23 protein-coding genes are annotated in these 24,003 nt (G+C 60.3%); 19 read left to right on the forward strand and 4 right to left on the reverse strand.

Annotation, left to right across the window (positions count from 1 at the left end; genetic code table 11):
- The first annotated feature begins 9 nt into the window (after nt 1-9).
- The 4 genes from rbbA to L901_RS26220 all read left to right on the forward strand — a co-directional run bounded on the left by rbbA (nt 10) and on the right by L901_RS26220 (nt 4,973).
- On the forward strand, nt 10-2,778 hold the full coding sequence (rbbA, locus tag L901_RS10420) for a ribosome-associated ATPase/putative transporter RbbA (protein WP_120356898.1): 2,769 nt from the start codon (nt 10-12) through the stop codon (nt 2,776-2,778).
- Nucleotides 2,775-3,893 (forward strand): ABC transporter permease, encoded by a 1,119-nt coding sequence (locus L901_RS10425; RefSeq protein WP_059756311.1) that lies wholly within the window; start codon nt 2,775-2,777, stop codon nt 3,891-3,893. The genes rbbA and L901_RS10425 overlap by 4 nt, the downstream gene beginning before the upstream one ends.
- Before the next feature lie 115 nt (nt 3,894-4,008).
- Nucleotides 4,009-4,611 (forward strand): hypothetical protein, encoded by a 603-nt coding sequence (locus tag L901_RS10430; RefSeq protein ID WP_059756314.1) that lies wholly within the window; start codon nt 4,009-4,011, stop codon nt 4,609-4,611.
- A gap of 215 nt (nt 4,612-4,826) precedes the next feature.
- A complete protein-coding gene (locus tag L901_RS26220; RefSeq protein ID WP_082710582.1) occupies nt 4,827-4,973 on the forward strand; it encodes a DUF1127 domain-containing protein in 147 nt (48 codons plus the stop codon).
- Nucleotides 4,974-5,406: 433 nt separating this feature from the next.
- On the opposite strand, the gene L901_RS10435 is transcribed toward L901_RS26220, so the two are convergent.
- On the reverse strand, nt 5,407-5,850 hold the full coding sequence (locus L901_RS10435; RefSeq protein ID WP_059756315.1) for a response regulator: 444 nt from the start codon (nt 5,848-5,850) through the stop codon (nt 5,407-5,409).
- 477 nt (nt 5,851-6,327) lie between these two features.
- On the opposite strand from L901_RS10435, the gene ftsZ reads away from it, so the two are divergent.
- From ftsZ to L901_RS10450, 3 genes are all read left to right on the forward strand, one after another.
- The gene (ftsZ, locus tag L901_RS10440; protein ID WP_003521714.1) at nt 6,328-7,290 is read left to right on the forward strand and encodes a cell division protein FtsZ; all 963 of its coding nucleotides are present in this window, start codon (nt 6,328-6,330) and stop codon (nt 7,288-7,290) included.
- Nucleotides 7,291-7,535: 245 nt separating this feature from the next.
- A complete protein-coding gene (locus L901_RS10445) occupies nt 7,536-8,234 on the forward strand; it encodes a GntR family transcriptional regulator (protein ID WP_031234148.1) in 699 nt (232 codons plus the stop codon).
- Nucleotides 8,235-8,343: 109 nt separating this feature from the next.
- Nucleotides 8,344-9,309 (forward strand): dihydrodipicolinate synthase family protein, encoded by a 966-nt coding sequence (locus L901_RS10450; RefSeq protein WP_059756318.1) that lies wholly within the window; start codon nt 8,344-8,346, stop codon nt 9,307-9,309.
- A gap of 286 nt (nt 9,310-9,595) precedes the next feature.
- On the opposite strand, the gene L901_RS10455 is transcribed toward L901_RS10450, so the two are convergent.
- A complete protein-coding gene (locus L901_RS10455; RefSeq protein ID WP_059756320.1) occupies nt 9,596-10,633 on the reverse strand; it encodes an Ldh family oxidoreductase in 1,038 nt (345 codons plus the stop codon).
- Nucleotides 10,634-11,075: 442 nt separating this feature from the next.
- Between L901_RS10455 and L901_RS10460 the strand changes: the two genes are divergently transcribed.
- From L901_RS10460 to L901_RS10490, 7 genes are all read left to right on the forward strand, one after another.
- Nucleotides 11,076-11,882, forward strand: a complete 807-nt coding sequence (locus L901_RS10460; RefSeq protein WP_059756322.1) for a transporter substrate-binding domain-containing protein — start codon at nt 11,076-11,078, stop codon at nt 11,880-11,882.
- Nucleotides 11,883-11,953: 71 nt separating this feature from the next.
- Entirely contained in the window at nt 11,954-12,619 is a 666-nt protein-coding gene (locus L901_RS10465) for an amino acid ABC transporter permease (RefSeq protein ID WP_059756325.1), read from the forward strand.
- A gap of 12 nt (nt 12,620-12,631) precedes the next feature.
- Nucleotides 12,632-13,285, forward strand: a complete 654-nt coding sequence (locus L901_RS10470; protein WP_059756328.1) for an amino acid ABC transporter permease — start codon at nt 12,632-12,634, stop codon at nt 13,283-13,285.
- Nucleotides 13,278-14,000, forward strand: coding sequence for an amino acid ABC transporter ATP-binding protein (locus L901_RS10475; RefSeq protein ID WP_020811659.1), 723 nt, complete (start codon nt 13,278-13,280; stop codon nt 13,998-14,000). Before L901_RS10470 ends, L901_RS10475 begins: the two co-directional genes overlap by 8 nt.
- On the forward strand, nt 14,000-15,241 hold the full coding sequence (locus L901_RS10480) for an FAD-binding oxidoreductase (protein ID WP_059756331.1): 1,242 nt from the start codon (nt 14,000-14,002) through the stop codon (nt 15,239-15,241). The genes L901_RS10475 and L901_RS10480 overlap by 1 nt, the downstream gene beginning before the upstream one ends.
- Nucleotides 15,242-15,253: 12 nt before the next feature.
- Nucleotides 15,254-16,963 carry an aconitase X gene (locus L901_RS10485; protein ID WP_059756333.1) on the forward strand — a complete coding sequence of 570 codons (1,710 nt, stop codon included), beginning with the start codon at nt 15,254-15,256 and terminating at the stop codon, nt 16,961-16,963.
- Nucleotides 16,964-16,973: 10 nt separating this feature from the next.
- The gene (locus L901_RS10490; RefSeq protein ID WP_059756336.1) at nt 16,974-18,002 is read left to right on the forward strand and encodes a proline racemase family protein; all 1,029 of its coding nucleotides are present in this window, start codon (nt 16,974-16,976) and stop codon (nt 18,000-18,002) included.
- Between the two features lie 224 nt (nt 18,003-18,226).
- On the opposite strand, the gene L901_RS10495 is transcribed toward L901_RS10490, so the two are convergent.
- Nucleotides 18,227-19,249 (reverse strand): LacI family DNA-binding transcriptional regulator, encoded by a 1,023-nt coding sequence (locus L901_RS10495; protein WP_003521702.1) that lies wholly within the window; start codon nt 19,247-19,249, stop codon nt 18,227-18,229.
- Nucleotides 19,250-19,406: 157 nt separating this feature from the next.
- Nucleotides 19,407-19,727 carry a hypothetical protein gene (locus L901_RS10500; RefSeq protein ID WP_003505663.1) on the reverse strand — a complete coding sequence of 107 codons (321 nt, stop codon included), beginning with the start codon at nt 19,725-19,727 and terminating at the stop codon, nt 19,407-19,409.
- Nucleotides 19,728-20,022: 295 nt separating this feature from the next.
- Between L901_RS10500 and L901_RS10505 the strand changes: the two genes are divergently transcribed.
- From L901_RS10505 to L901_RS10525, 5 genes are all read left to right on the forward strand, one after another.
- Entirely contained in the window at nt 20,023-20,826 is an 804-nt protein-coding gene (locus tag L901_RS10505) for a transporter substrate-binding domain-containing protein (protein ID WP_059756339.1), read from the forward strand.
- 67 nt (nt 20,827-20,893) lie between these two features.
- A complete protein-coding gene (locus tag L901_RS10510; RefSeq protein WP_003505665.1) occupies nt 20,894-21,598 on the forward strand; it encodes an amino acid ABC transporter permease in 705 nt (234 codons plus the stop codon).
- The gene (locus L901_RS10515) at nt 21,595-22,254 is read left to right on the forward strand and encodes an amino acid ABC transporter permease (RefSeq protein ID WP_003521700.1); all 660 of its coding nucleotides are present in this window, start codon (nt 21,595-21,597) and stop codon (nt 22,252-22,254) included. Before L901_RS10510 ends, L901_RS10515 begins: the two co-directional genes overlap by 4 nt.
- Entirely contained in the window at nt 22,235-22,966 is a 732-nt protein-coding gene (locus tag L901_RS10520) for an amino acid ABC transporter ATP-binding protein (RefSeq protein ID WP_003521699.1), read from the forward strand. The genes L901_RS10515 and L901_RS10520 overlap by 20 nt, the downstream gene beginning before the upstream one ends.
- Before the next feature lie 23 nt (nt 22,967-22,989).
- Nucleotides 22,990-23,925: a 2-hydroxyacid dehydrogenase gene (locus tag L901_RS10525; protein WP_059756342.1), complete on the forward strand. Its 936-nt coding sequence runs from the start codon at nt 22,990-22,992 to the stop codon at nt 23,923-23,925.
- Nucleotides 23,926-24,003: the final 78 nt, after the last annotated feature.

Raw genomic sequence — 24,003 nt, forward strand, 5'->3', positions numbered from 1 at the left:
GTGGCCACCATGGTCGCGTCTCCCGCAACGAATGACAGGCATGCACCGGTCGCGCGATTGGCCGATGTGCGGTTGACCTTTGGAAGCACCATTGCGCTGGCCGACATATCGGTCGAGATTCCCGCCGGGCGGATGATCGGGCTTATCGGGCCGGACGGTGTCGGCAAATCGAGCCTGTTGTCGCTCGTCTCCGGCGTGCGCGCCATCCAGAAAGGCAAGGTGGAGGTTCTGGGCGGCGACATGTCCGATCCGCGCCACCGTGAGGATACCTGCCCGCGTATCGCCTATATGCCGCAGGGTCTTGGCAAAAACCTTTATCCCACCCTGTCCGTCTTCGAAAATATCGATTTTTTCGGGCGGCTGTTCGGGCAGGGCGGCAGGGAGCGGCAGGCGCGCATTGCCGAGCTGCTGAAAAATACCGGCCTCGAGCCCTTCGCCGACCGCCCCGCGATGAAACTTTCCGGCGGCATGAAGCAGAAGCTGGGGCTCTGCTGCGCGCTGATCCACGATCCCGACCTGCTCATTCTCGATGAGCCGACCACGGGCGTCGACCCGCTGTCGCGGCGGCAATTCTGGGAACTGATCGATTCCATCCGCGCCGGGCGTCCGGGCATGAGCGTTATCGTCGCCACGGCCTATATGGAAGAGGCGGCCGGTTTCGATTGGCTGGTCGCCATGGATGGCGGCAAAATACTCGCCACCGGCTCGCCTGCCGAACTTCTCGAGCGCACCTCTGCACCCAATCTCGATGCCGCCTTCATCGCGCTCCTGCCCGAAGAAAAGCGCAAGGGCTACCACGAGGTCCATATCGCGCCGCGCAGGGTGGCGGGTGAGGGCGATTATGCCATCGAGGCGTCGCATCTCAGCATGCGCTTCGGCGATTTTACCGCCGTCGACAATGTCAGCTTCAAGATTCCGCGCGGCGAAATTTTCGGCTTTCTCGGCTCGAACGGCTGCGGAAAATCCACCACCATGAAGATGCTGACGGGGCTTCTGGCCGCCAGCGAAGGCGAGGCCAAGCTTTTCGGGCACAAGGTGGATGCCAGCGACATGGCGATCCGCCACCGTGTCGGCTATATGAGCCAGGCCTTCTCGCTTTATTCCGAACTGACGGTGCGGCAGAACCTCGATCTTCACGCCCGCCTGTTCAAGCTGCCGGAAGAGACCATTCAGCCGCGCATCGCCGAAATGGCCGAGCGTTTCGATCTCGGCGCGGTCATGGAGACGCTGCCGGACGACCTGCCGCTCGGCATCCGGCAGAGGCTGTCGCTGGCGGTGGCGATGATCCATTCGCCTGATATTCTTATCCTCGATGAACCGACTTCCGGCGTCGACCCGGTGGCGCGCGACGGGTTCTGGCAAATCCTTGCCGATCTCTCCCGCAACGACAATGTCACCATCTTCATCTCCACCCATTTCATGAACGAGGCGGAGCGCTGCGACCGGATTTCGCTGATGCATGCCGGCAAGGTGCTGATCAGCGATACGCCTGACGCGATTACCAAAAGCCGCAATGCCGCAACGCTGGAAGAGGCTTTCGTCGCCTATCTCGAGGATGCTTCGGGCGTGAAAAAGGTGGAACCTGCGGCCGCTCCTGTTGCGGCAGCGCAGGTGCCGGTGACGCAACATGCTGCACCCAATCGTAAGAGGTTTTTCGATTTCAGGCGCATGTTCAGCTATACCCGCCGCGAGGCGCTGGAACTGCAGCGGGATCCCATTCGCGGCACGCTGGCGGTGCTCGGCAGCGTCATCCTGATGTTCGTCATCGGTTACGGTATCAATCTCGATGTCGAGGACCTGACCTTCGCGGTGCTGGACCGTGACGATTCCACCATCAGCCGCGATTACGTGCTCGATATTGCCGGCTCCCGTTATTTCATCGAGAAGGAACCGATCCGCGATTATGCCGATATGGACCGGCGGATGCGCGATGGGGAACTCAGCCTCGCCATCGAAATCCCCCCCGGTTTCGGCCGGGATGTCTTGCGCGGCAATACGGTGGAGGTGGGCGCCTGGATCGACGGCGCCATGCCGCAGCGGGCCGAGACCGTTCGCGGATACGTGCAGGGCATGCACCAGACATGGCTGGCGCGCAAGGCGGCCGAGATATATGGCAGCGCCGCCACGCAAAGCAGCTTCAGCATCGAAACGCGCTATCGATACAATCCGGACGTCAAGAGCCTTGTCGCCATGGTGCCGGCGGTCATTCCGCTGCTGCTCATGCTCATTCCGGCCATGCTGGCGGCGCTCAGCGTCGTCAGGGAAAAGGAGCTCGGCTCCATCGTCAATCTTTACGTGACGCCGACCACGCGGCTGGAATTTCTGATCGGCAAGCAGCTTCCTTATGTCGCCCTCGGCATGCTCAATTTCCTGCTTCTGACGGCCTTCGCCATCTTCATCTTCCAGGTGCCCTTCACCGGAAGTTATCTCGCCTATGCGACGGGAGCGCTGCTCTATGTCATCATCGCCACCTCCATCGGCCTTCTCATGTCGTCCTTCATGAAGAGCCAGATCGCGGCGATCTTCGGCACGGCCCTGCTGACGCTCATTCCGGCAACGCAATATTCGGGTATGATCGATCCCGTTTCGTCGCTGCAGGGGGCGGGCGCCTTTATCGGCAACATCTATCCCGCCACCTATTTCATGACCATTTCGCGCGGCACTTTCTCCAAGGGGCTGGATTTCGCCGGGCTCTTCGGCTCGTTCCTGCCGCTTCTCATCGCCATTCCGCTGCTTCTCATTGCCGGCGCCGCACTTTTGAGGAAACAGGCGTCATGAAGCTGTTTTCGTCCAACATCTTCCAGCTCGGCATCAAGGAACTGCGCGGCCTTGCGCGTGACGGCATGTTGCTGCTGCTCATCGTCTACGCCTTCACGCTGCAGATCTACACCGGCTCCAGCGCGTTGCCGGAGACGCTGAACAATGCCGCCATCGCCATTGTCGACGAGGATCAGTCGCCGCTTTCCGGGCGCATCAGCACGGCTTTTTATCCGCCCTATTTCTCTCCGCCGAAGCAGATTTCCATTGCGGAAATGGACAAGCGCATGGATGCCGGCCTCGATACCTTCGCGCTTAACATCCCACCGGATTTCCAGCGCCGGCTGATGGCCGGGCAACAGCCGGCCATCCAGCTCAATATCGACGCCACCCGCATGAGCCAGGCTTTCAGTGGCGGCGGTTATGTGCAGAGCATCGTAACGAGCGAAGTTCAGGAATATATCAACCGTTATCGCGGTGCGACTTCGGTGCCGGTAGACCTGACGCTACGCTCCCGTTTCAACCCGGAACTGGACAAGTCGTGGTTCGGGTCGATCAACAACATCATCACCGCCATCACCATGCTGTCGATCGTGCTGACGGGGGCGGCGCTCATTCGCGAGCGCGAGCATGGCACGGTCGAGCATCTGCTGGTCATGCCGGTCACGCCGCTGGAAATCATGCTCAGCAAGGTTTGGTCCATGGGCCTTGTCGTGCTGGTGGCCTCGGCATTTTCCTTGTTCGTCGTCGTCAGGGGCCTGCTCGCCATTCCAATCGAAGGCTCGCTCTTGCTCTTCCTGCTCGGAACGGCGTTGCAGCTCTTCGCCATGACATCGATGGGCATCTTCCTTGCGACGGTGGCCGGTTCCATGCCGCAATTCGGCATGCTGCTGATCCTGTTCCTGCTGCCGTTGCAGGTTCTCTCCGGCGCCATGACGCCGCGTGAAAGCATGCCTGATATCATCCAGTACATCATGCTTCTCGCACCCAACACCCATTTCGTCATACTGGCGCAATCGGTGCTTTTCAGGGGGGCGGGGCTGGATGTGGTCTGGCCGCAATTGTTGGCGCTGCTGGCCATCGGCTCCGCGCTTTTCGTTTTCGCGCTTCGCCGTTTCAGGCGGTTCCTGCGCTGATTCCGCCTGTTTCCGCGCAAGTTGAATTAATTGTGTTCGGTAACGGTATGTTCGCCTTCCGGGAATATGCCTATGAGGACGGCTGGGTAAGCGGGCTTTGTTCAGGAGTAGCAAAATGAATATTGCAGCACGTCTGTCACTGGCAGCCATGATCGCACTGGCGGCAACGCCATCTCTCGCGTCAGAAGATATGACGTCGGAGACGAGCGAAGCGATATTCGGTTTCGGCGGCGCCCTGACGAAAGAGGACATGCTGAAAAGTGCGGCCCTCTTTCCGGTGGAATATGAGCGCAATGCCATTCTGGGCGGCGGCTATCAGTTCTATCCCTACCATATCGGCAATCTGAAACTCGGTGGCGAAATCGGTGTCGCCGCCAGGTTCGGCAAGGGCTTCACGGGTGAAGTATGGGCGGGTCCGGTTGCGCGTTACGAGCAGATCAGGCTCGGAGAGCGGCTGTTCATCACGCCGAGCTTCACGGCGGGCCTCAGCCTTGTGACGGATGCGCAGCCCGGCCGCGAGCGGGAACAGGAAATCAAGGACAACGGCAATGCAAACGTCCTGTTTTATCTCGGGCCTGAGATCAATGTGTCCTTCAGCGAGGATTCCTCGAGGGAATTCTTCTGGCGGCTTCACCACCGCTCCGGCGGCGGCAAGACGCTGGGCAACATGAAGGGCGCGACGAACGCCAATGTCTTCGGCGTCCGCTACAAGTTCTAGGCCGCTGGAAGGGGGCTGGTTCAGTAGGCTGCCAAAATTTCAGCTGCCTTTCTCATTTTCGCAGGTCGCAGATTGGAACCCGTGCACACAGCGCATGGGTGGATTGCCTTATTCTGCCTGTTAATTCGTCATCGAAAAGCGCATATAGGGGGCATCAAAGGACGCCGGAACGAAAACGTTACTGACGTCACCTAAACCTCAGAAAGGGTAATGTCATGAACGTAGCACGCAGCTTCAATAACTGGCGCAAATATCGTCAGACCATCAACGAACTCGGCCGTATGAGCACCCGTGAACTGCACGATCTCGGTATCGATCGTAGCCAGATCAACAGCGTCGCCCGCGCCGCCGTTGGCAGGTAATCAAGGCGATAACGCCTCTTTTGAATGCCCAAACGCCCGCTCAGCGGGCGTTTTTGTTTTGGGGATATGGGACGCTTCTACCGCGAATATCCGCCAGATAATCCGGCGGCGTGGAAGTCCGAGCCGAAGGGTGGGGTTTTCTCGACGTCAGGCGATAAATATCGCCATGCATTAAATGCATATCTGTGCTGCAAGCTTATGCCTGTCAAATGCGCAGAAAAATGCTATCTTCCAATCATCGAAAGGGATGTACCTCCTCCCACATCCTTTTGGTAAAGCGGGTGATCTTACTCCTCCTCCCAAAGGATTGCCCCGGGGACAGCGGTTTTCCTCCTCCCATATCGCTGTTCATCTTTTCAAAAAGCCTGCCGCACCTCCTCCCGCGGCAGGCTTTTTTGTTTTCAGCGTCTTCCTTTTGTCTTCAGGAAATATCTCAGTCGAAAGCCATCATGCCGATGGGCGTCACGGCGTGGGTGCCTGCACGTTTGGCAAGGGCGTAGGCGAGGCACTGCTCAACGGCGTCCTGCGGCACGGGCTTGGCGATCACGCCGGCGCCGATGCCGAGATTGACGACGACTTCGGGGTTTGCCGTCATGAAGATCACCACCACGCCATGATCTTCGGAAAGCCGCCGACCGATCTCCGGGCCGGTCTGTCCATCGGCAAGGTTGACGTCGACAAAGGCGATATCGGCACGGCTGCCAAGCGCCACGGCGTCTTCCAGCCGGTTGGCGATGCCGATGACATCTGCCTCTTCTTCCGCCTGCAAAATGGAATCCTCTATATCCATGGCGATGAGGAATTCGTCTTCCACGATCAGCACACGCGGCTGTTCCGTGCGGAAACCCGGTTCGTTTTGCAAGACGTCTGCCAACATATGCCTGCCTCCATTCTGTGTTTCAGAGCATCGGATTGAAAACTGTAGTTCGGCTGCGGATCATCCGAGGCTTCAACTAAACCCGCAGCGGCGGGACCGGTTCCGTTTTATTTCCCGCCGCTCCAGCGCGGTCGGCAAGCAAACACTTCTCGGCGCAACTCGTTCCAAAGTGAGATAAACATAGTGAATGGAGTGTAAACGGCGTGCCTTTTCGGCTATCACCTTTCAAGAGCGAAGCAGTTGATTCGGTTCGGTTTTCATCCGGGGAAGGGGTCGGAGAACGTCGCCGTGGAGCATCTTTCGCCCCCTGGAACACCGTTCTTTCGCCATTATGGGGTGAAAGGCCGGCATGAAAATTCAAAGCGTTACAGCCTCTTTCTCCCATCGGGGAGGAAGCGCTGGAACCTTGCCGATCATTCGCGTGTCGCGGCCAAAAAACGGCGCGGGACCCGATGAGTTTAGAAAGAGAATAAGACGATGACCCAGTCTCCGCGCGCCACCATTGCCCGCAACACGCCCAATATCGCCGTCGTTGGCGTCGGTGGCGGTGGCGGCAACGCGATCAACAACATGATTGCCGAGGGCATCGGCGGCGTCGATTTCATTGCCGCCAATACGGATGCGCAGGCGCTTAAGAAGACCAATGCGCCGCGGCTCGTGCAACTCAGCTCCGAGCTGACCGGCGGGCTTGGCGCGGGCGCCGATCCCGAGGTCGGCCGGCAGGCGGCGATCGATTCCCTCGACGAGATCATGGATCACCTGAGCGGTTATGACATGTGTTTCATCACCGCCGGCATGGGCGGCGGCACCGGCACGGGTGCTGCCCCCGTCATTGCCGAAGCCTGCCGGGCGAAGAACATCCTGACCGTCGGTGTCGTGACACTTCCCTTCAGCTTCGAGGGTGCGCGCCGCATGCGGGCTGCCGAATATGGCTTCGCCAACCTGCTCAACACGGCCGATACCGTCATTGTCATCCCCAACCAGAACCTGCTGCGCATTGCCGATGCCGGCACGACCTTCGAAAATGCGCTGAAGACGGCCGACAAGGTTCTGTCGCTTGGCGTACGCTGCATCACCGATCTCATCCTGCGCGAAGGCCTGGTCAATCTCGATTTCGCCGATGTCCGCTACGTCATGAAGAATGGCGGCCGGGCACTGATGGGCACGGCGCAGGCCAAGGGCGAAAAACGCGCCTCGGAAGCGGCGGCCGCAGCCATTGCCAACCCGCTGCTCGGCGAACCGTCGCTGAAGGAAGCGCGCGGCGCATTGGTTTCCATTTCCGGCGGCAACGATCTGACGCTCTACGAGATCGATGAGGCAATGACGCTGGTGCGCGAAGCGGTCAGCGAAGAAACCGATGTGGTGATGGGCGCTTCCTTCGATCCGACGCTGGACGGCGCTTTCAAGATTTCCGTCGTGGCCACCGGCCTGCGCAACTGATGCTGGCTTGAGGCGCGGCGTGCTCCTCAATCCCTGGTTAAATCGCCTTCTTTAGTCGGCGATGCCCTATAAACAGCGTCCACGCCACAAACTGAACGATCAAAAGCCGTCGCGGGTAATTTTCGCGACGGCTTTTTGTTGTTTTTGAACAATTATTCCGCCATTCGAAGAGGCTGCGGCGCTGCGCGGCGTTGATCGGGAAAAAATATAATAGTACTCTTTATGTCGACAAGAGGGATTTGATGATGACGGATATAATTGCTTCTGCCGAGCGCAAGCGCGGCTCCGGCGTGAAGATGGTCTATGATCTGCTGCGCGACGAGATTCTCGATCTGGTTCTGCCGCCGGGCAGCCCCATCGATGAGGTGCAGCTTGCCGAAAGGTTCAAGATGTCGCGCACGCCGATCCGCGAGGCGCTGGTGCGGCTTTCGGGCGAGGGGCTGATCGATACGCTGCCGAACCGTTCGACCATGGTGTCGAACATCGATTTCCTCAACATGCACACCTATTTCGATGCGCTGGTGTTGATGTATCGGGTAACGACCCAGCTTGCCGCGCAATATCACCGCCCGGAGGATCTGGCCGGAATCCGCGCCCACAATGCTGAATTTGCCATTGCGGTGGAGGAGCAGGATGCGCTGGCGATGATCTCCACCAATGCCGCCCTTCACCTTTCCATCGCCGAAGCCGGTCGAAACCCCTATTTCACAAGCCTGTTCAAGCGGCTGCTGGATGAGGGACGGCGCATTCTCAGGCTTTATTATCAGTCCTATGACGATCGTTTGCCGAAGCGCTTCGTCGACGATCATGATGAGATCATCGCTGCGATTGCCGCGCGCGATACCGTTCTTTCCGAGAAACTGGCCCGCGAGCATGCCGAACAGATCGTGCGGCAGGTGCAGAAACTGCTGGTGCGAAACGAGCGTCTGGAAATAAATCTGTAGCTTGTCGATTTCTTGTCGACAAATAAAATACAAGATTGTAATGTCCTTGTCGAAAGGGTGGCGCGGAGGTGCGTCCATTCCCGAAAAACATGTCCCTTAGGAGCTTGAAATGACGGCCAGCATTTTTTCCGGCGTGATTCCCGCCTTGATGACCCCCTGCAAGGATGATCGCACCCCTGATTTCGATGCGCTTGTTCGCAAGGGCAAGGAACTGATCGCCGATGGCATGTCGGCCGTGGTTTATTGCGGCTCCATGGGCGACTGGCCGCTCCTGACGGACGAGCAGCGTATGGAAGGCGTGGAGCGCCTGGTGAAGGCCGGCATTCCGGTCATCGTCGGCACCGGCGCGGTCAACACGGCATCTGCCGTTGCCCATGCCGCCCACGCCCAGAAGGTTGGCGCCAAGGGCCTGATGGTCATTCCGCGCGTCCTGTCGCGCGGTTCGGTCATCGCCGCCCAGAAGGCCCACTTCAAGGCCATCCTCTCGGCTGCTCCCGAAATCCCCGCCGTCATCTACAACAGCCCCTATTATGGCTTCGCCACTCGCGCCGATCTCTTCTTCGCGCTGCGCACTGAGCACAAGAACCTCGTCGGTTTCAAGGAATTCGGCGGCCCGGCCGATATGCGTTATGCGGCCGAGAACATCACCAGCCGCGATGACGACGTCACCCTGATGATCGGCGTCGATACCGCCGTCTTCCATGGCTTCGTCAATTGCGGCGCCACCGGCGCCATCACCGGCATCGGCAATGTCCTGCCCAAGGAAGTCATTCACCTCTGCAAGCTGTCACAGGCCGCCGCCAAGGGTGATGCGGACGCCCGCGCCCGCGCGCTGGAGCTGGAACAGGCGCTGGCCGTTCTCTCTTCCTTCGATGAAGGCCCGGATCTGGTGCTCTATTTCAAGCATATGATGGTGCTGAAGGGCGACAAGGAATACACGCTGCATTTCAACGAAACCGACGCCCTGACCGACAGCCAGCGCGGTTATGTCGAGGCGCAGTTCAAGCTGTTCAACAGCTGGTATGCCGACTGGAGCAAGCTTCCGGGCGCCGTGCAGGCCTGCAAGGCGGCCTGAGATATTGCTGCTGTAAAAAAGGCCCGCAACTGCGGGCCTTTTTTGCATGTGATGAGGTTTGATGTCTCTCCTCCGTCATACCGGACTTGATCCGGCATCCAGCCACGGCGCGTCTGCGCCGTGAGAGGAGTCTTTCGCGATCAAGGACTTGATCGCGCTGGACCCCGGATCTAGTCCGGGGTGATGGAGCGGGGATGCTATGCAGTCGTAAAAAGACGCTGAGTGACGTTGTCGCTATGAGAAGGCCGCAATCGCGGGCCTTTTTTATTTCCACATGCAAACGCGGTCAGGAAAGCGCATCCAGCCCCTTTTCCAGCAGCCGGTCGAGCCCGGCCATTTCGGCGGCGGTAAGTGTGATGCCTTCGCTTTCGGATTTGGCACGGGCAGTGAAGCGGCGACCCGAGGGCAGGCGGGCGCCCTGGCCGATGATGGCGTCGAACAGCACTTCCGCGCGCTGGAAGGGATCGCCGGGGCGGCCCTTGGCGAAGGCCTCAGGCGAAAAAGCGATAATCAGCTCGCCATGGGTGGGGGCAAGCGTGGTGGTGCCGAGAAATTCGAGCGCTTCGGGGCTGGTGAGATCGCCGATCATGATGCCGGCGAGAAGCTCGATCATGGTGCCGATGGCCGATCCCTTGTGGCCGCCAAAGGGCAGCATGGAGCCGGCAAGAGCGGCTTCTGGGTCGGTCGTCGGCTTGCCGTCGGCATCCAGAGCCCAGCCTTCCGGCAGGGGCTTTCCGGCCCGCCGGTGCAGTTCGATTTCACCGCGGGCCGCAACCGACGTCGCGAAATCGAAGACATAAGGTGAGGTGTCCTTGCGCGGCCAGCCGAAGGCGAAGGGGTTGGTGCCGAGCAGCGGCTTGCTGCCGCCAGTGGGCGCAACGGTGGAATAGCTCGGGCACATGACCAGCCCGGCAAGACCGTTTTCGGTCAGCCCTTCGACTTCCGGCCAGAGCGCCGAGAAATGTGTGCAGTCATTGATGACGAGCGCTGCGATGCCCGCGCGTTTCGCCCGCTCCACCAGAACCGGCAGACCAAGTTCGAAGGCGGGGTTGGCGAAGCCGCCTTTGGCATTGACCTTCACGATGGCCGTGCCGTCGTTTTCTGCCACTTCAGGTATCGCATCGGGCTTCACCTTGCCGGCCTTGACGGTGCGGAGCGCGCCTTCGATACGGTAGATGCCGTGGGACTTGCAGGCGTCCCGCTCGCCCGCCGTGATGACGCGCGCCAATGCACCCGACTGTACATCATTCAGCCCGGCCCTCAAAAAAATCGACTCGACCCGCTGGAAAAGTGCCTCAATGGTCAAGGTGGTCGTGTCGCTCATCATAGTCCTCCGATAGGGCTCGCACATTTTGAATACATAAAGTATACAAAGGCGTGAGTATTGCAACGTGTCTTTTCGATGAAGCTCAGTCAGAGCAGAAGGCCACCCTGCCAGACACGAAGATACCTTAAGCCCTCATTCCTGTGCTTGTCACAGGAATCCAGTCGGCGCGCGTCCGCGCGTCGGAAAGCCTCTTTCAGCCCAAAGACTTGGGCTGGCTAGATTCCTGTGACAAGCACAGGAATGAGGGATGCTGGATGTTTCGCCCACCTTGTCCGCTCCCCCCGCGCCGGCTTGCGCAATCATCCGCGACACCTCATCAGTTCGCACATGCAAAAATTCTTTTTGTATACTCGTTGTATTTTTATGTTGATTTATCGCCGCCATGGGGAAATAGTGACCGCGCCTTCAAGGGCAGACCAATTGTGGGAGCAAATAAAGAATGAAAAAATCGGTCATCGTCGCCGGCCTCTTGGCCGCCACTTTCGCTATTACGCCGGCCAAGGCCGACAAACTTGACGACATCATTTCGTCCGGCACGCTGCGTTGCGCCGTCGTGCTCGATTTCCCGCCCATGGGCGCGCGTGATGACGCCAACAACCCGATCGGCTTCGATGTCGATTATTGCAACGATCTCGCCAAGGCGCTCGGCGTCACGGCTGAAATCGTCGAAACGCCGTTCCCTGAGCGCATTCCCGCGCTGATGTCCGGCCGCGTCGATGTCGGTGTTGCTTCCACTTCGGATACGCTGGAGCGCGCCAAGACGGTCGGCATGACCGTGCCTTACTTCGCCTTCGAAATGGCCGTTACCGCCAACGACAAGTCCGGCATCAAGTCCTTCGAGGACATGAAGGGCAAGACGGTCGGCGCAACCGCCGGTACGTTCGAAGCCATAGCGCTCGAAAAGACGGTCAAGGAATGGGGCGTCGGTGAATTCCGTCCGTATCAAACGCAGGCAGACGTGTTCCTCGCGCTCAGCCAGGGCCAGATCGACGCCACCATTTCCACCTCGACGGTTGCGCAGTCCAACGTCAAGGGCGGCAAGTTCGCGGGCATCTCCGTGGTCGGCAAGGCGCCCTATGACATTGACTATGTCGCGCTCTTCACCAACCGTGACGAATACGGCTTCATCAACTACCTGAACCTCTTCATCAACCAGCAGGTTCGCACCGGCCGTTACGCCGAACTCTATGAAAAATGGGTTGGCGGTGAAGTTCCCTCGCTCACCGTCAACGGCGTTTATCGCTGATCAGGACTTTTCGTAAACGGCGCGGTCAAGATGATCGGCCGTTGATCGTTTCTGAAAAGGCGGGACGCTTAATGTTCAACTATACATTCCACTGGAATCAGGCGCTGAAGGCTCTGCCGCAGCTTCTGGACGGTGCGGTGGTGACGCTGCAGATCGCCATTCTGTCGATGGTGATCGGTCTTTCCTTCGCCATCGTGCTGACGCTGTTCCGGCTCTCCGGCAACCGCATTCTGGGCGGGTTCGCCGCCGTCTGGGTGGAGATCGCCCGCAACACGCCGGCGCTGTTCCAGATCTACATGGCCCATTTCGGCCTTGGTAATTTCGGCATTCATTTGAGCCCCTATACCGCGCTTCTGGTCGGTATCGCTTTCAACAATGCCGGTTATCTCGCGGAAAATTTCCGCGGCGCGCTAAAGGCCATTCCCGATACGCAGACGCGCTCCGGCCGTTCGCTTGGCATGACCTCGATGCAGACCTTCCGGCTCATCATCCTGCCGCAGATGTTGCGCGTTGCGTTCCTGCCTGCCACCAACCAGATGGTCTGGGCGATCCTCATGACCTCGCTCGGTGTTACCGTCGGCATGAATACGGATCTCGCCGGCGTCACGCAGGCGCTCAATGCGCGCTCGTTCCGCACCTTCGAATTCTTCGCGCTCGCCGCGGTCATCTATTACGTGATCGCCAAGATCGTCACGCTCGCCGCCAGATTGCTGGCCGCGCGTCTGTTCCGTTATTGAGAGAGGTGAGCCATGTTTGAAACCGCTCTCACCTGGAGTGATCTCGCCTTCCTGGCCAAGGGTGCCGGCATGACGCTTGCCGTCACCGCCGTCGCCGTCACGGCGGGCACGATCATGGGGATCATCTTCGGTATCATCCGTTTCCAGTTCGGCCCCTATTGGTCGCTGCCGCTGACCTTCGTGCTGGATATTTTCCGTTCCGTGCCGCTGCTCATCCAGCTCGTGCTCGGCAACGCCTTCCAGTCGATAGCCAAGCTTGGCTGGCCGCCTTTCACCACCTCCTGCGTGGTGCTGTCGCTTTATACGGCGGCCTATTGCACCGAGATCGTGCGCGGCGGCATCGATGCGGTGCCATCGAATACGCGCCGCGCCTGCCGGTCGCTCGGCATGACCTGGTCGCAGGACATGCGCTACATCGTACTGCCGCTCGCCACCCGCGTGTCGCTGCCCTCGTGGATAGGGCTCACGCTCGGTGTCATGAAGGATTCGGCGCTGGTGCTGTGGCTCGGTCTCATCGAGCTTCTGCGCGCTTCGCAAATCCTCGTCACCCGCCTGCAGGAACCGCTGACGATCCTGATGATCTGCGGCGCCATCTACTTCCTTATCAGTTTCCCCATCGCCCGTTTCGGCGGGTATCTCGAAAAACGGTGGTCCCCCAATGATTGAGATCGAAAACGTCCGCAAATCCTTCGGCCCGCTGGAGGTTCTGAAAGGGATCAACCTCACCGTCAACAAGGGCGAGGTCGTCACCATCATCGGCGGCTCCGGTTCCGGCAAGTCGACCCTGCTGACCTGCATCAACGGCCTTGAGCCGATCGACAGCGGCAAGATCGTCATCGACGGCACGGAAGTACATGCGAAGTCCACCGACCTTAACAAGCTGCGCCGCAAGGTCGGCATCGTCTTCCAGCAATGGAACGCCTTTCCGCATCTGACGGTGCTCGAAAACGTCATGCTCGCGCCCCGCAAGGTGCTCGGTATCTCGAAGGAGCAGGCCGAGGAAATCGCGGTGAAGCAACTGACCCATGTGGGTCTTGCCGAAAAGCTGAAGGTCTATCCGAACCGCATGTCCGGCGGCCAGCAGCAGCGTATGGCGATTGCCCGCGCGCTTGCCATGTCGCCGGAATATATGCTGTTCGACGAAGTCACCTCGGCGCTCGACCCGATGCTGGTGGGCGAAGTGCTCGATACGCTGAAGATGCTGGCGGATGAGGGCATGACGATGATCTGCGTCACCCATGAAATGGCTTTCGCGCGTGATGTCTCGAACCGCGTCGCCTTCTTCCATCAGGGTGTGATGGCGGAAATCGGTACGCCGGACCAGCTGTTCGGCGCGCCGCAGCACGCTGAAACCCAGAAGTTCCTGGCGAGCGTGCGGTAATGCCAGCCAATGATGTCATCGTCATCGGGGCCGGTGTCGTCGGCCTCTCGGCGGCAATCGCGGCGCAGGGCCGTGGCCTCTCGGTCACGGTCATCGACCGCGAGGGACCGGCGGCGGGCGCTTCGGCCGGCAATGCCGGCGCCTTCGCCTTCACCGATATCCTGCCGCTGGCATCGCCCGGCATTCTCTGGAAAGCGCCGAAGTGGCTTCTCGATCCGCTCGGTCCGCTCAGCGTGCCGCCGGCCTATGCGCTGAAGATCGCGCCGTGGATGTTCCGGTTCTGGCGAGCCTGTGCGGCTTCGAAAGTGGAGCATTCCACCGCCGCCCAGACGGCGCTGATGGATCTCGCCAAGGCCGAGCTGGAGCCGTTCCTGAAAAAGACCGACACCATCGCCATGCTGCGTAAGGAGGGCAACCTCCAGGTCTATGAAAGCGAGGCGGAATTCGAAGCCTCGCTTCCCGGCTGGAAGGCGCGCGAGCGGCACGGTATCGAGTTCCGGCATCTCAATGCCGAACAGATGGCTGAGATACAGCCCGGCATCGCGCCGCGTTTCACCTGCTGCACGTTCACGCCCGGCTGGTATTCCATCGCCGATCCCAAGCTTTATACGCTGGCGCTGGCCGAGCATTTCCGCACCATTGGCGGCCGTATCGAATGCCTCGATATCGCTTCGCTCAGGCCGCTGGAAGACGGCGTGGAGGTGGTGAGCCATGATGGGCGCACCCGCAAGGCCGCCAGGGTGGTGCTGGCGGCCGGCGCCTTTTCGCATCGCATCGCCCGTTCGCTCGGGGAAAAAATTCCGCTGGAAACCGAACGGGGGTATAATACAACCCTGCCGTCTGGCGCCTTCGATCTGCGCACGCAGGTGACTTTCGGCGGCCATGGTTTCGTCGTCACGCGGCTTTCCTCCGGCATCCGCATCGGTGGCGCGGTGGAACTGGGCGGGCTGGAGCTTCCGGCCAATTTCGCCCGTTCCGAAGCGTTGCTGACCAAGGCGAAAGCCTTCCTGCCGGGCCTGAAAACGGAAGGCGGCAAGCAGTGGATGGGCTTTCGCCCCTCGCTGCCGGACAGCCTGCCGGCCATCGGCGAAGCACGGCACACGGCGCGGGTAGTTTATGCTTTCGGCCACGGGCATCTGGGGTTGACGCAATCGGCGGGCACGGCCCGCATCGTCGCCGATCTTCTGACGGGGCAAAAACCCGCCATCGATACAAGGGCATTTTCGCCGCAACGTTTCTGACGGGGATTTCCGATGTCTTCTTCCCTCTCGACAACAGCCGTTCCTGAAGCCCGCAGCATTTTGGCCGGTTCGGCCGAAGGTCCCGTGATTGCGACGACCGAAGCGCTGAGTTTCTGGGGCGGGGTCGATCCCGCCACCGGCAGGGTGATCGACGTGCACCACCCGCTGCATGGCACCTGTCTCACCGGCGGCGTGCTGTTCATGCCCACCAGTCGCGGTTCGTGCACCGGTTCGGGTGTGCTGCTCGATCTTATCCTGACGGGCCGTGCGCCCTCGGCGCTGGTCTTCTGCGAGGCCGAGGACGTGCTGACACTGGGCGCGCTGATCGCCGCCGAAATGTTCGGCAAGCCTTTGCCGGTGCTGCGCCTCGACGCGGAAAATTTCGCCCGGTTTTCCAAAGCCGTTCATGTCCGTATCGATGAGACGGTCATCGAAGCCGATGGCGCTTCCCTTGCCATCACGCCGCCGGCGACGGCGCATCTCGATCTTAGGGATGACGACCGGGCCATGCTCGAAGGACGCGATGGCGTCGCCGTGCAGCAGGCCATGCGCATCACCGTCGCCATGGCCGCCCAGCAGGGGGCGTCGGCGCTTGTCGATGTCACGCAGGGCCATATTGACGGTTGCATCTATGCCAGCCCCGCCAATCTCACCTTTGCGGAAAAAATGGCGGAGATGGGCGCGAAGGTAAGGGTGCCGACGACTATGAACGCCATTTCGGTGGACAAGGCGCATTGGCGTTCGCAAGGCATGCCGGAGGATTTCGGCGACCCGGCCGCAAGGCTGGCGGATGCCTATGTGCGCATGGGCTGTCGCCCGACTTTCACCTGTTCGCCTTACCTGCTCGACAGCGCGCCGCAGGCCGGCGACATGATCGCCTGGGCGGAATCGAACGCGGTGATCTTCGCCAATACGGTTCTTGGCGCGCGCACGGCGAAACATCCGGATTTTCTCGATCTCTGCATCGCGCTGACGGGCAGGGCGCCGCTTGCCGGCGTCTATCTGGAGCAAAATCGCCGGCCGCAGCGCATTGTCGATGTGACTTTACCGCAGGGCGTGGACGACGCGTTCTGGCCGCTCATCGGCTATCTTGCCGGCAAGGCCGCACCGGATTGCATTCCGCTGCTGCGTGGCCTTGGCCCTGCAAAGCCGTCGCGGGATGATCTCAAGGCGCTTTGCGCCGCCTTCGGCACCACCTCCGCCGCGCCCATGTTGCATATCGAGGGTGTGACCCCGGAAGCCGGGCTTGCGCCTTTGGAAACAGCCGAGACCGTCACCATTTCGCTTGCCGATATGGCCGCTGGCTGGTCGCTGCTGAATGAGGGGCCGGAGGACGTGCAGCTCGTTGCCATCGGCAGCCCGCATGCCTCGCTGGAGGAGTGCCGCGCGCTCGCCGCTGTGCTCGCCGGCCGCAAGCGGCATAATGATGTCGCCGTCATCGTGACAGCCGGGCAGCAGGTCATCGATGCGGCCGGCCAGGACGGCACCTTGAAAAGCCTGCATGACAGCGGGGTGCAGGTGCTGCCTGATCTTTGCTGGTGCTCCATTTCCGAGCCGGTTTTCCCGACGAAAACCCGCGCTTTGATGACCAATTCCGGTAAATACGCCCATTACGGCCCCGGTCTCAGCGGCCGCGCAGTGCGCTTCGGCAGCCTTGCCGATTGCGTTGAAAGCGCGCTGACCGGCCGTGCCCCATCCCTTCTTCCTTCATGGCTTTCCTAAGGAGTTTTGAATGCGCAGTATCAAGACCGTTCATGTCATTTCCGCCCATGCGGAAGGTGAAGTCGGGGATGTGATCGTCGGCGGTGTCAGGCCGCCGCCGGGCGAAACGATCTGGGAGCAGAGCCGCTTCATCGCCCGCGATGAGACCCTGCGCAATTTCGTGCTCAACGAACCGCGCGGCGGCGTTTTCCGGCACGTCAACCTGCTGGTGCCGCCGAAACATCCCGACGCGGATGCCGCCTTCATCATCATGGAGCCGGAAGATACGCCGCCCATGTCCGGCTCCAATTCCATCTGCGTTTCCACCGTGCTTCTGGATGGCGGCATCGTGCCGATGCAGGAGCCGGAAACCCATATGCTGCTGGAAGCTCCCGGCGGACTGGTGAAGGTGCGCGCCGAATGCCGCAACGGCAAGGCCGAGCGCATTTTCGTGCAGAACCTGCCGAGCTTCGCCGCAAAACTCGATGTCGAACTCGATGTCGAAGGTCTCGGTACGCTGAAAGTGGACACAGCCTATGGCGGTGACAGCTTCGTCATCATCGATGCCGAGGCGATGGGCTTTAGCCTGAAGCCGGAAGAGGCGCATGAGATTGCCCGCCTCGGCGTGCGCATCACCAATGCTGCCAACAAGGCTTTGGGCTTCGACCATCCGGAAAACCCGGACTGGCGGCATTTCTCCTTCTGCCTGTTTGCCGGCAAGGTGGAACGCACGGCCGAAGGCCTGCGGGCAGGGGCGGCCGTCGCCATCCAGCCGGGAAAGGTGGACCGCTCGCCGACAGGTACGGCACTTTCAGCGCGCATGGCGGTGCTGCATGCGCGCGGCGAAATGAAGGAAGGCGAAACGCTGACGGCGGTGTCGCTGATCGGCTCTACCTTTACCGGCCGCATCCTTGGAACCACCACGGTCGGCGACCGTCCGGCCATCCTGCCGGAAATTTCCGGCCGGGGCTGGATCACCGGTATCCACCAGCACATGCTCGATCCGTCCGATCCGTGGCCGGAAGGGTATCGTCTGACGGATACGTGGGGTGCAAGGTAAGGAGGGCCTTTAAAGGTCTATAGCCCAGATCGGCGGCGTGTTACGGGCCGCATCGGTTCGGCGTATTTCTTCTCCCCGTCGGGGAGAAGATGGCCCGAAGGGTCAGATGAGGGGGCAACGTTGCCGGATTTCGGAGAGCTTGCCCCCTCATCCCGCTGCCGCGGACTTCTCCCCCTTGGGGAGAAGAAACAAGTGGCCGCCGCTCGTTCCCCCTGGCTAGAGCCTCACCCACCCAGCCGCTTCGTCGTCTCCCGCACGATCAGCTCGAAGCCGACATCCACCCTTGCACCCTCGGGAACAATGGCATCCTTTTCCGCCTCCAGTATCGACAACAGCAACTCGCCCGCCCTGCGGCCGATCATCTGGGCGTCGACGCGGATCGTTGAAATTGCAGGGTAACATTGCCGGCCGATATCGAAGTCGCCGAAGCCGAGGATGGAAATGCGGTCAGGGACACTGATTCCCCTTCTATGACATTCCATCAGCGCGCCGACGGCGGAAATATCCGATACGGCGAAGATGGCCTCGACATCGGGCGCCTTGGCCAGCAGCGAGCCGAGGGTTTTTGCCCCGTGGTCATAGGAGACCGGCGCACTGCCTTCGCGGATGATGAGATCGTCGGCAATGCCGGCTTCACGCAGGGCCGCGCCGAAACCAAGCAGGCGGCTTTCGCCGCGCCAGTCCTTCACATCGCCATCGGCCCTTGAGCCGAGCGCGCCGATTCGCTTGAAGCCAAGCGATATCAGATGTTTGGCGGCGGTTCTTCCCACTTCGTAGTTGGAAAAACCGACCGCATGGTCAATGGGGTGTTCGGGAACATCCCAGATTTCCACGATGGGAATACCGGCGCGCATCAAAACTTCGCTCGCCATCTTGGTATGCACCGTGCCGGCGACGACGATGGCATCGGGGCGGCGCTCCATCATGGTGCGGATGACGCGTTCCTCCTCCTGCAGATCGTACATCGTATAGCCGATCAGCAACTGGTAGTCGGCGGCGCGCAGCGCATTGGCAAGCCCCTGTGCGCTATCGGCGAAGTTGGAGTTGGTGAGCGTCGGCAGGATGGCGGTGATGAAATTGGTGCGGCGGGAGGATAGCGAACCGGCGATGCGGTCGGGCACATAACCCAGCTTCTCGATGGCCTTCATCACCTTCTGGCGAGTGTCCTCGGACACCAGCGCGGGATCGGCCAGCACCCGCGAAACGGTCATCTTGGAGACGCCCGCGAGTTTCGAGACATCGCTCATGGTAGCTTTTTTTGACGTGACTAACGCTGCGGCCAAGGGCGTGCGCTCCACCAAAGCATGTCTCCCTAAATTCGAACCGGTTCAGGACAAGACATACACGAAGACAATAAGGGAAAGCACGCCGTATGATTGCAGATCGATGCGGCGTGCACCGGATTTATGCGACGCGGCTATAGACCAGATGATAAAAACGCCCGTCGCACATGCTCATCATCTCATCCGTCAGCACCCGGCCTTCCAGCCGGACGGGGGAGACCAGCGCTTCCTCCACCGCCTCCATCGACGGATAGTCGATTTCCTGCACCATGATGATCGAAGCGGCGTCCGGGTCCGTGCGCTCGGTGCGCATCACCCGCACGGCCTGCGCATTCGGCATGCGTTTCCAGACCGGCAGCAATTTCTCCTCGACGATGCGGAAAAACTCCTCCTCCCGGCCAGGGTGAATCCTGCCTTCGAAAATTGCCGAGCGTGTATACATGTTTCCTCCCGAATGATTGCCGACCGAAACAGTTCTGTAGATCGGACTTGCAATGATACCGATAACATGCATTATTGATCCTGCCAAGAACGTGAAACGGTGTCGAACAGAGGAAAATCGATAACCAGCCGAAAACATTGAATTTCATAGGAGATTCATCTGGTTTTGTGCTTTCGCGGTTTCTTGGGAGGAGTTTTTAGTCAATCGCGTTAAAATGTTATCGAGAACATTTTTCGGTTTGCGCAAGGCCGCTGTTCCATTCTGGGCAGCCACTTATAAGGTTGGAGGAGAAACCATGAGCATATCCAGATTTCTGAAGAGCATGACCGTTGCCGTCGGTGTTGCAGCAGCAACGCTTGCCGCCACCACGTCCGCCCATGCCGTCTCGATCAGCGAGATCACGGCGCGCGGCAAGGTCAAGATCGGTGTTCTGACCGGTGCGCCGCCGATGGGCATGGTGGATGAGAAGGGCAATCCTTCCGGTTACGACGTCGATGTCGCCAATCTCATCGGCTCCTACCTGTCGCTGCCGGTGGAACTGGTACCGCTGACACCGCCTGCGCGTATTCCCGCCCTTCAGACCGGCAAGGTCGATTTCCTTGTTGCGACGCTCGCGCCGACCGGCGAGCGCGCCAAGACCGTGATGTTCACGCAGCCTTACAGCGCCTTCAACATGGACATCATTTCCGGCAAGGACCAGAAGTTCGAAAATCTCGACAGCCTCAAGGGCAAGCGCGTTTCGGTCAATCGCGGTTCCTCGCAGGAAACCGCGCTGCGCAAGGCCAATGTCGAAGGTCTCGAAATCGTCGTTTACGAAGACGATTCCACCAGCGCGCAGGCATTGCTCGCCGGCCAGGTGGATGCCGTGGCATTGCCGTCCACGGTTGGCGAAGCGATCATCAAGCAGCGTCCGGAAGCCGGTCTGCAGGTTGGTTTCACCTTCTTCCAGCAGGGCAATTCCATGGCGACCAAACTTGAGGATTTCGAGCTGCGCCAGTGGCTGAACACCTCCATCTACCTCATGAAGATGTCCGGCGATCTCGATCGCATCTCGGTCAAGTGGACCGGCCGTCCGCTGCCGCAATTGCCAAGCTTCTGATTGAGCCTTTCAACGCGCCCGCCGGGAGGATTTTCGGCGGGCCCGGGAAATGTCAACGGAGTGACGCATGTCCTATACATTCCAATTCGGCGCGCTCGCCCAGTATCAGAACGAGATTCTGAACGGCATATGGCTGACGATCAAGCTGTCTGTCCTGTCCATCGTGCTCGGCTGCGCTTTCGGCATTCTTTTGGCTTCGCTGCGGTCCATCAATGGCGGCATCGTCCGCATCATCGTGGACGGTTATGTGGAAGTCATCCGCAATACGCCGTTTCTCGTGCAGCTTTTCATCGTCTATTTCGGCCTGCCGGGCCTCGGCTTCAGGGTAGGGGCGGATACGGCGGCGCTGATCGGTATGACGATCAATCTTGCTGCCTATTCAACGGAGATCATCCGCGCCGGCATCGAGGCGGTGCACAAGTCGCAGATCGAGGCGGGTGAGGCGCTGGGTTTCACCAAGTACCAGATTTATCGCCACGTCATCATCGTGCCGGCCATCGCCAAGGTCTATCCCTCGCTGTGCAGCCAGTTCGTGCTGATGATGCTGGCATCGAGCATATGTTCGGCCATTTCCACCCATGAGCTTGCGGCTGCCGCAGCCTTCGTGGAATCGCAGACCTATCGCTCCTTCGAGGTCTATATCGTCGTCACGCTCATCTATCTTGCGCTGGCGCTCAGCCTGCGGCTCATCCTTGCCCTTGTCGGCATGTGGCTGTTCGGCCGCCGTGTTGCCCGCAAGACGATGACCGCCATGCCGGAGGTGCAGTCATGACTCTTCGAACTTTCGGCTGGAACGAATTCGGCTTCCTGCTGACCGCCCTGCAATGGACCGTGCTTCTGACGATCATTGCCCTTATCGGCGGCGGCATTGTCGGCTTCTTCGTGGCGCTTGCCCGCACCTCGAATTTCAAGGCGCTGCGCATTGCCGCCGGCACCTATATCCAGGTGATCCAGGGTATTCCGGTGCTGATGATCCTGTTCCTGTCCTATTACGGCCTCAGCCTTGCCGGGCTGGAACTGCCACCGCTCTTTGCCGCCGGCGCCTCGATGACGATCTATACATCGGGTTACCTCGCGGAAATCTGGCGCGGCTGCATCCAGGCGGTGCCGAAGCAGCAATGGGAAGCGTCGGAATCGCTGGCGCTGACCCGCGCCCAGCAATATCGCTACGTCATTCTGCCGCAGGCGATCCGCATTTCGCTACCGCCGACCGTCGGTTTCGCCGTTCAGGTCGTCAAGAATACGTCCATCGCATCGATCATCGGTTTCGTCGAACTGGCGAGAGCGGGGCAGCTCATCAACAATGCCACGTTCCAGCCGTTCCGCGTCTTCGTCGCGGTGGCCGTGCTTTATTTCATCGTCTGCTACCCGTTGTCCCAGCTGTCGCGTTGGCTGGAAAGGAGGCTTCATGCCGGAAGTAATCGTTGAAAACGTTCACAAGAGCTTTGGCGCTCTGGAAGTCCTCAAAGGCGTGTCGCTGACGGTCGGCCGCGGTGAAGTTTTCGCCCTCATCGGCCGCTCGGGTTCGGGCAAGAGCACGCTGCTGCGCTGCATGAACGGGCTGGAGAAGATCAATTCCGGCCGCATCGAAATCGCCGGTCATGCGATTGGCGAAGATGCCAAGGCGCTGCGCAAGCTGCGCACCGATGTCGGCATCGTGTTCCAGAGCTACAATCTCTTCCCGCATCTGACGGTCGGCGAAAACATCATGCTCGCGCCGCGCATCGTCAAGGACGTGGCGAAATCGGAAACCAAGGATATTGCCCGCGAAGTTCTGCAACTCGTCGGCCTGTCGGAGAAATTCGATTCCTATCCGGACCAGCTTTCCGGCGGCCAGCAGCAGCGCGTGGCGATTGCCCGTTCGCTCGCCATGCGGCCGAAGGTGATGCTGTTCGACGAGGTGACCTCGGCGCTCGATCCTGAATTGACCGAGGAAGTGCTGACCGTCATGGAAAATCTCGCCAAAGACGGCATGACCATGATCCTCGTGACCCACGAAATGGCCTTTGCGCGCCGCGTGGCGACCGAAACCATCTTCATGCACAAGGGCAAGATCTGGGAGCAGGGCCGTTCTTCCGAACTCTTCGCCAACCCGCAAACGCCGGAACTCCGGCAATTCGTCAAGGCCGATGTGAAGTAGTTCACCGGCGCAAAGGAAACTTCATGACCACTGAAATCGTGCAATTGTGCCCGCTCATCCCGGCACTGGAAGGCGAACTCGCCGAGCGCTTCACCGTGCATCGCCTGTTCGAGGCTGCTGACAAGGCGGCGTTCCTTGCTGAAAAGGGTGCTTCAATCCGCGGCGTTGTCACCGGCGGCCATATCGGCCTGCCGGCGGATATCGGCGCTGCACTTCCCAATCTTGAAATCGTCGCCATCAACGGCGTCGGTTTCGACAAGGTCGATCTGACTGATGCCAAGCGACGCGGTTTCCGCGTCTCCAATACGCCTGACGTGCTGACGGCCGATGTCGCTGACCTCGCGCTCGGCCTCGTTCTGGCGCAGGCGCGGAAGCTGCCGCAGGCGGATCAGCATGTGCGCACCGGCCAATGGCTGAAGGGCGATATGGGGCTTTCCACCCGCGTGGCCGGCCGCCGTTACGGCATATTCGGCCTCGGCCGCATCGGCCAGGCAATCGCAAAGCGGCTCGAGGGTTTTGATGCGCGCATTTCTTACACCGCCAGAAACCGCCGCGATGTTGCCTATGAATATCATGACAGCATCGAGGCGCTGGCCGCCAATTGCGACGTGCTGATCATCGCCGCCGCCGCGACCGCCGAAACACGCCATATCGTCAATGCGGATGTGCTGAAGGCGCTCGGTCCCCAGGGTGTGCTCGTCAATGTGGCGCGCGGCTCGCTGGTGGATGAGAAGGCGCTTGTCGAGGCTCTTGCCAGCGGCACGATCGGTGGCGCTGCGCTGGATGTCTTCGAGGATGAGCCGCGCGTGCCGGAAGCGCTTTTCGCCTTCGACAACGTCACGCTCGCTCCGCATGTCGGCAGCGGCACGCACCAGACGCGCCGCGCCATGGCTGATCTCGTTCTCGCCAATCTCGATGCCCATTTCGCCGGCAAAGAATTGCCGACGCCGGTGGTGTGACGGTCAACGAATTGCCGCCTGTGGTCTTGACGGCGCAGCTTCGGTTGCGCCGTTTTGATTCGGGGAGGCTGCTGCAAA

The sequence above is a fragment of the Agrobacterium sp. D14 genome, assembly GCF_001526505.1.
GTDB lineage: Bacteria > Pseudomonadota > Alphaproteobacteria > Rhizobiales > Rhizobiaceae > Agrobacterium > Agrobacterium leguminum.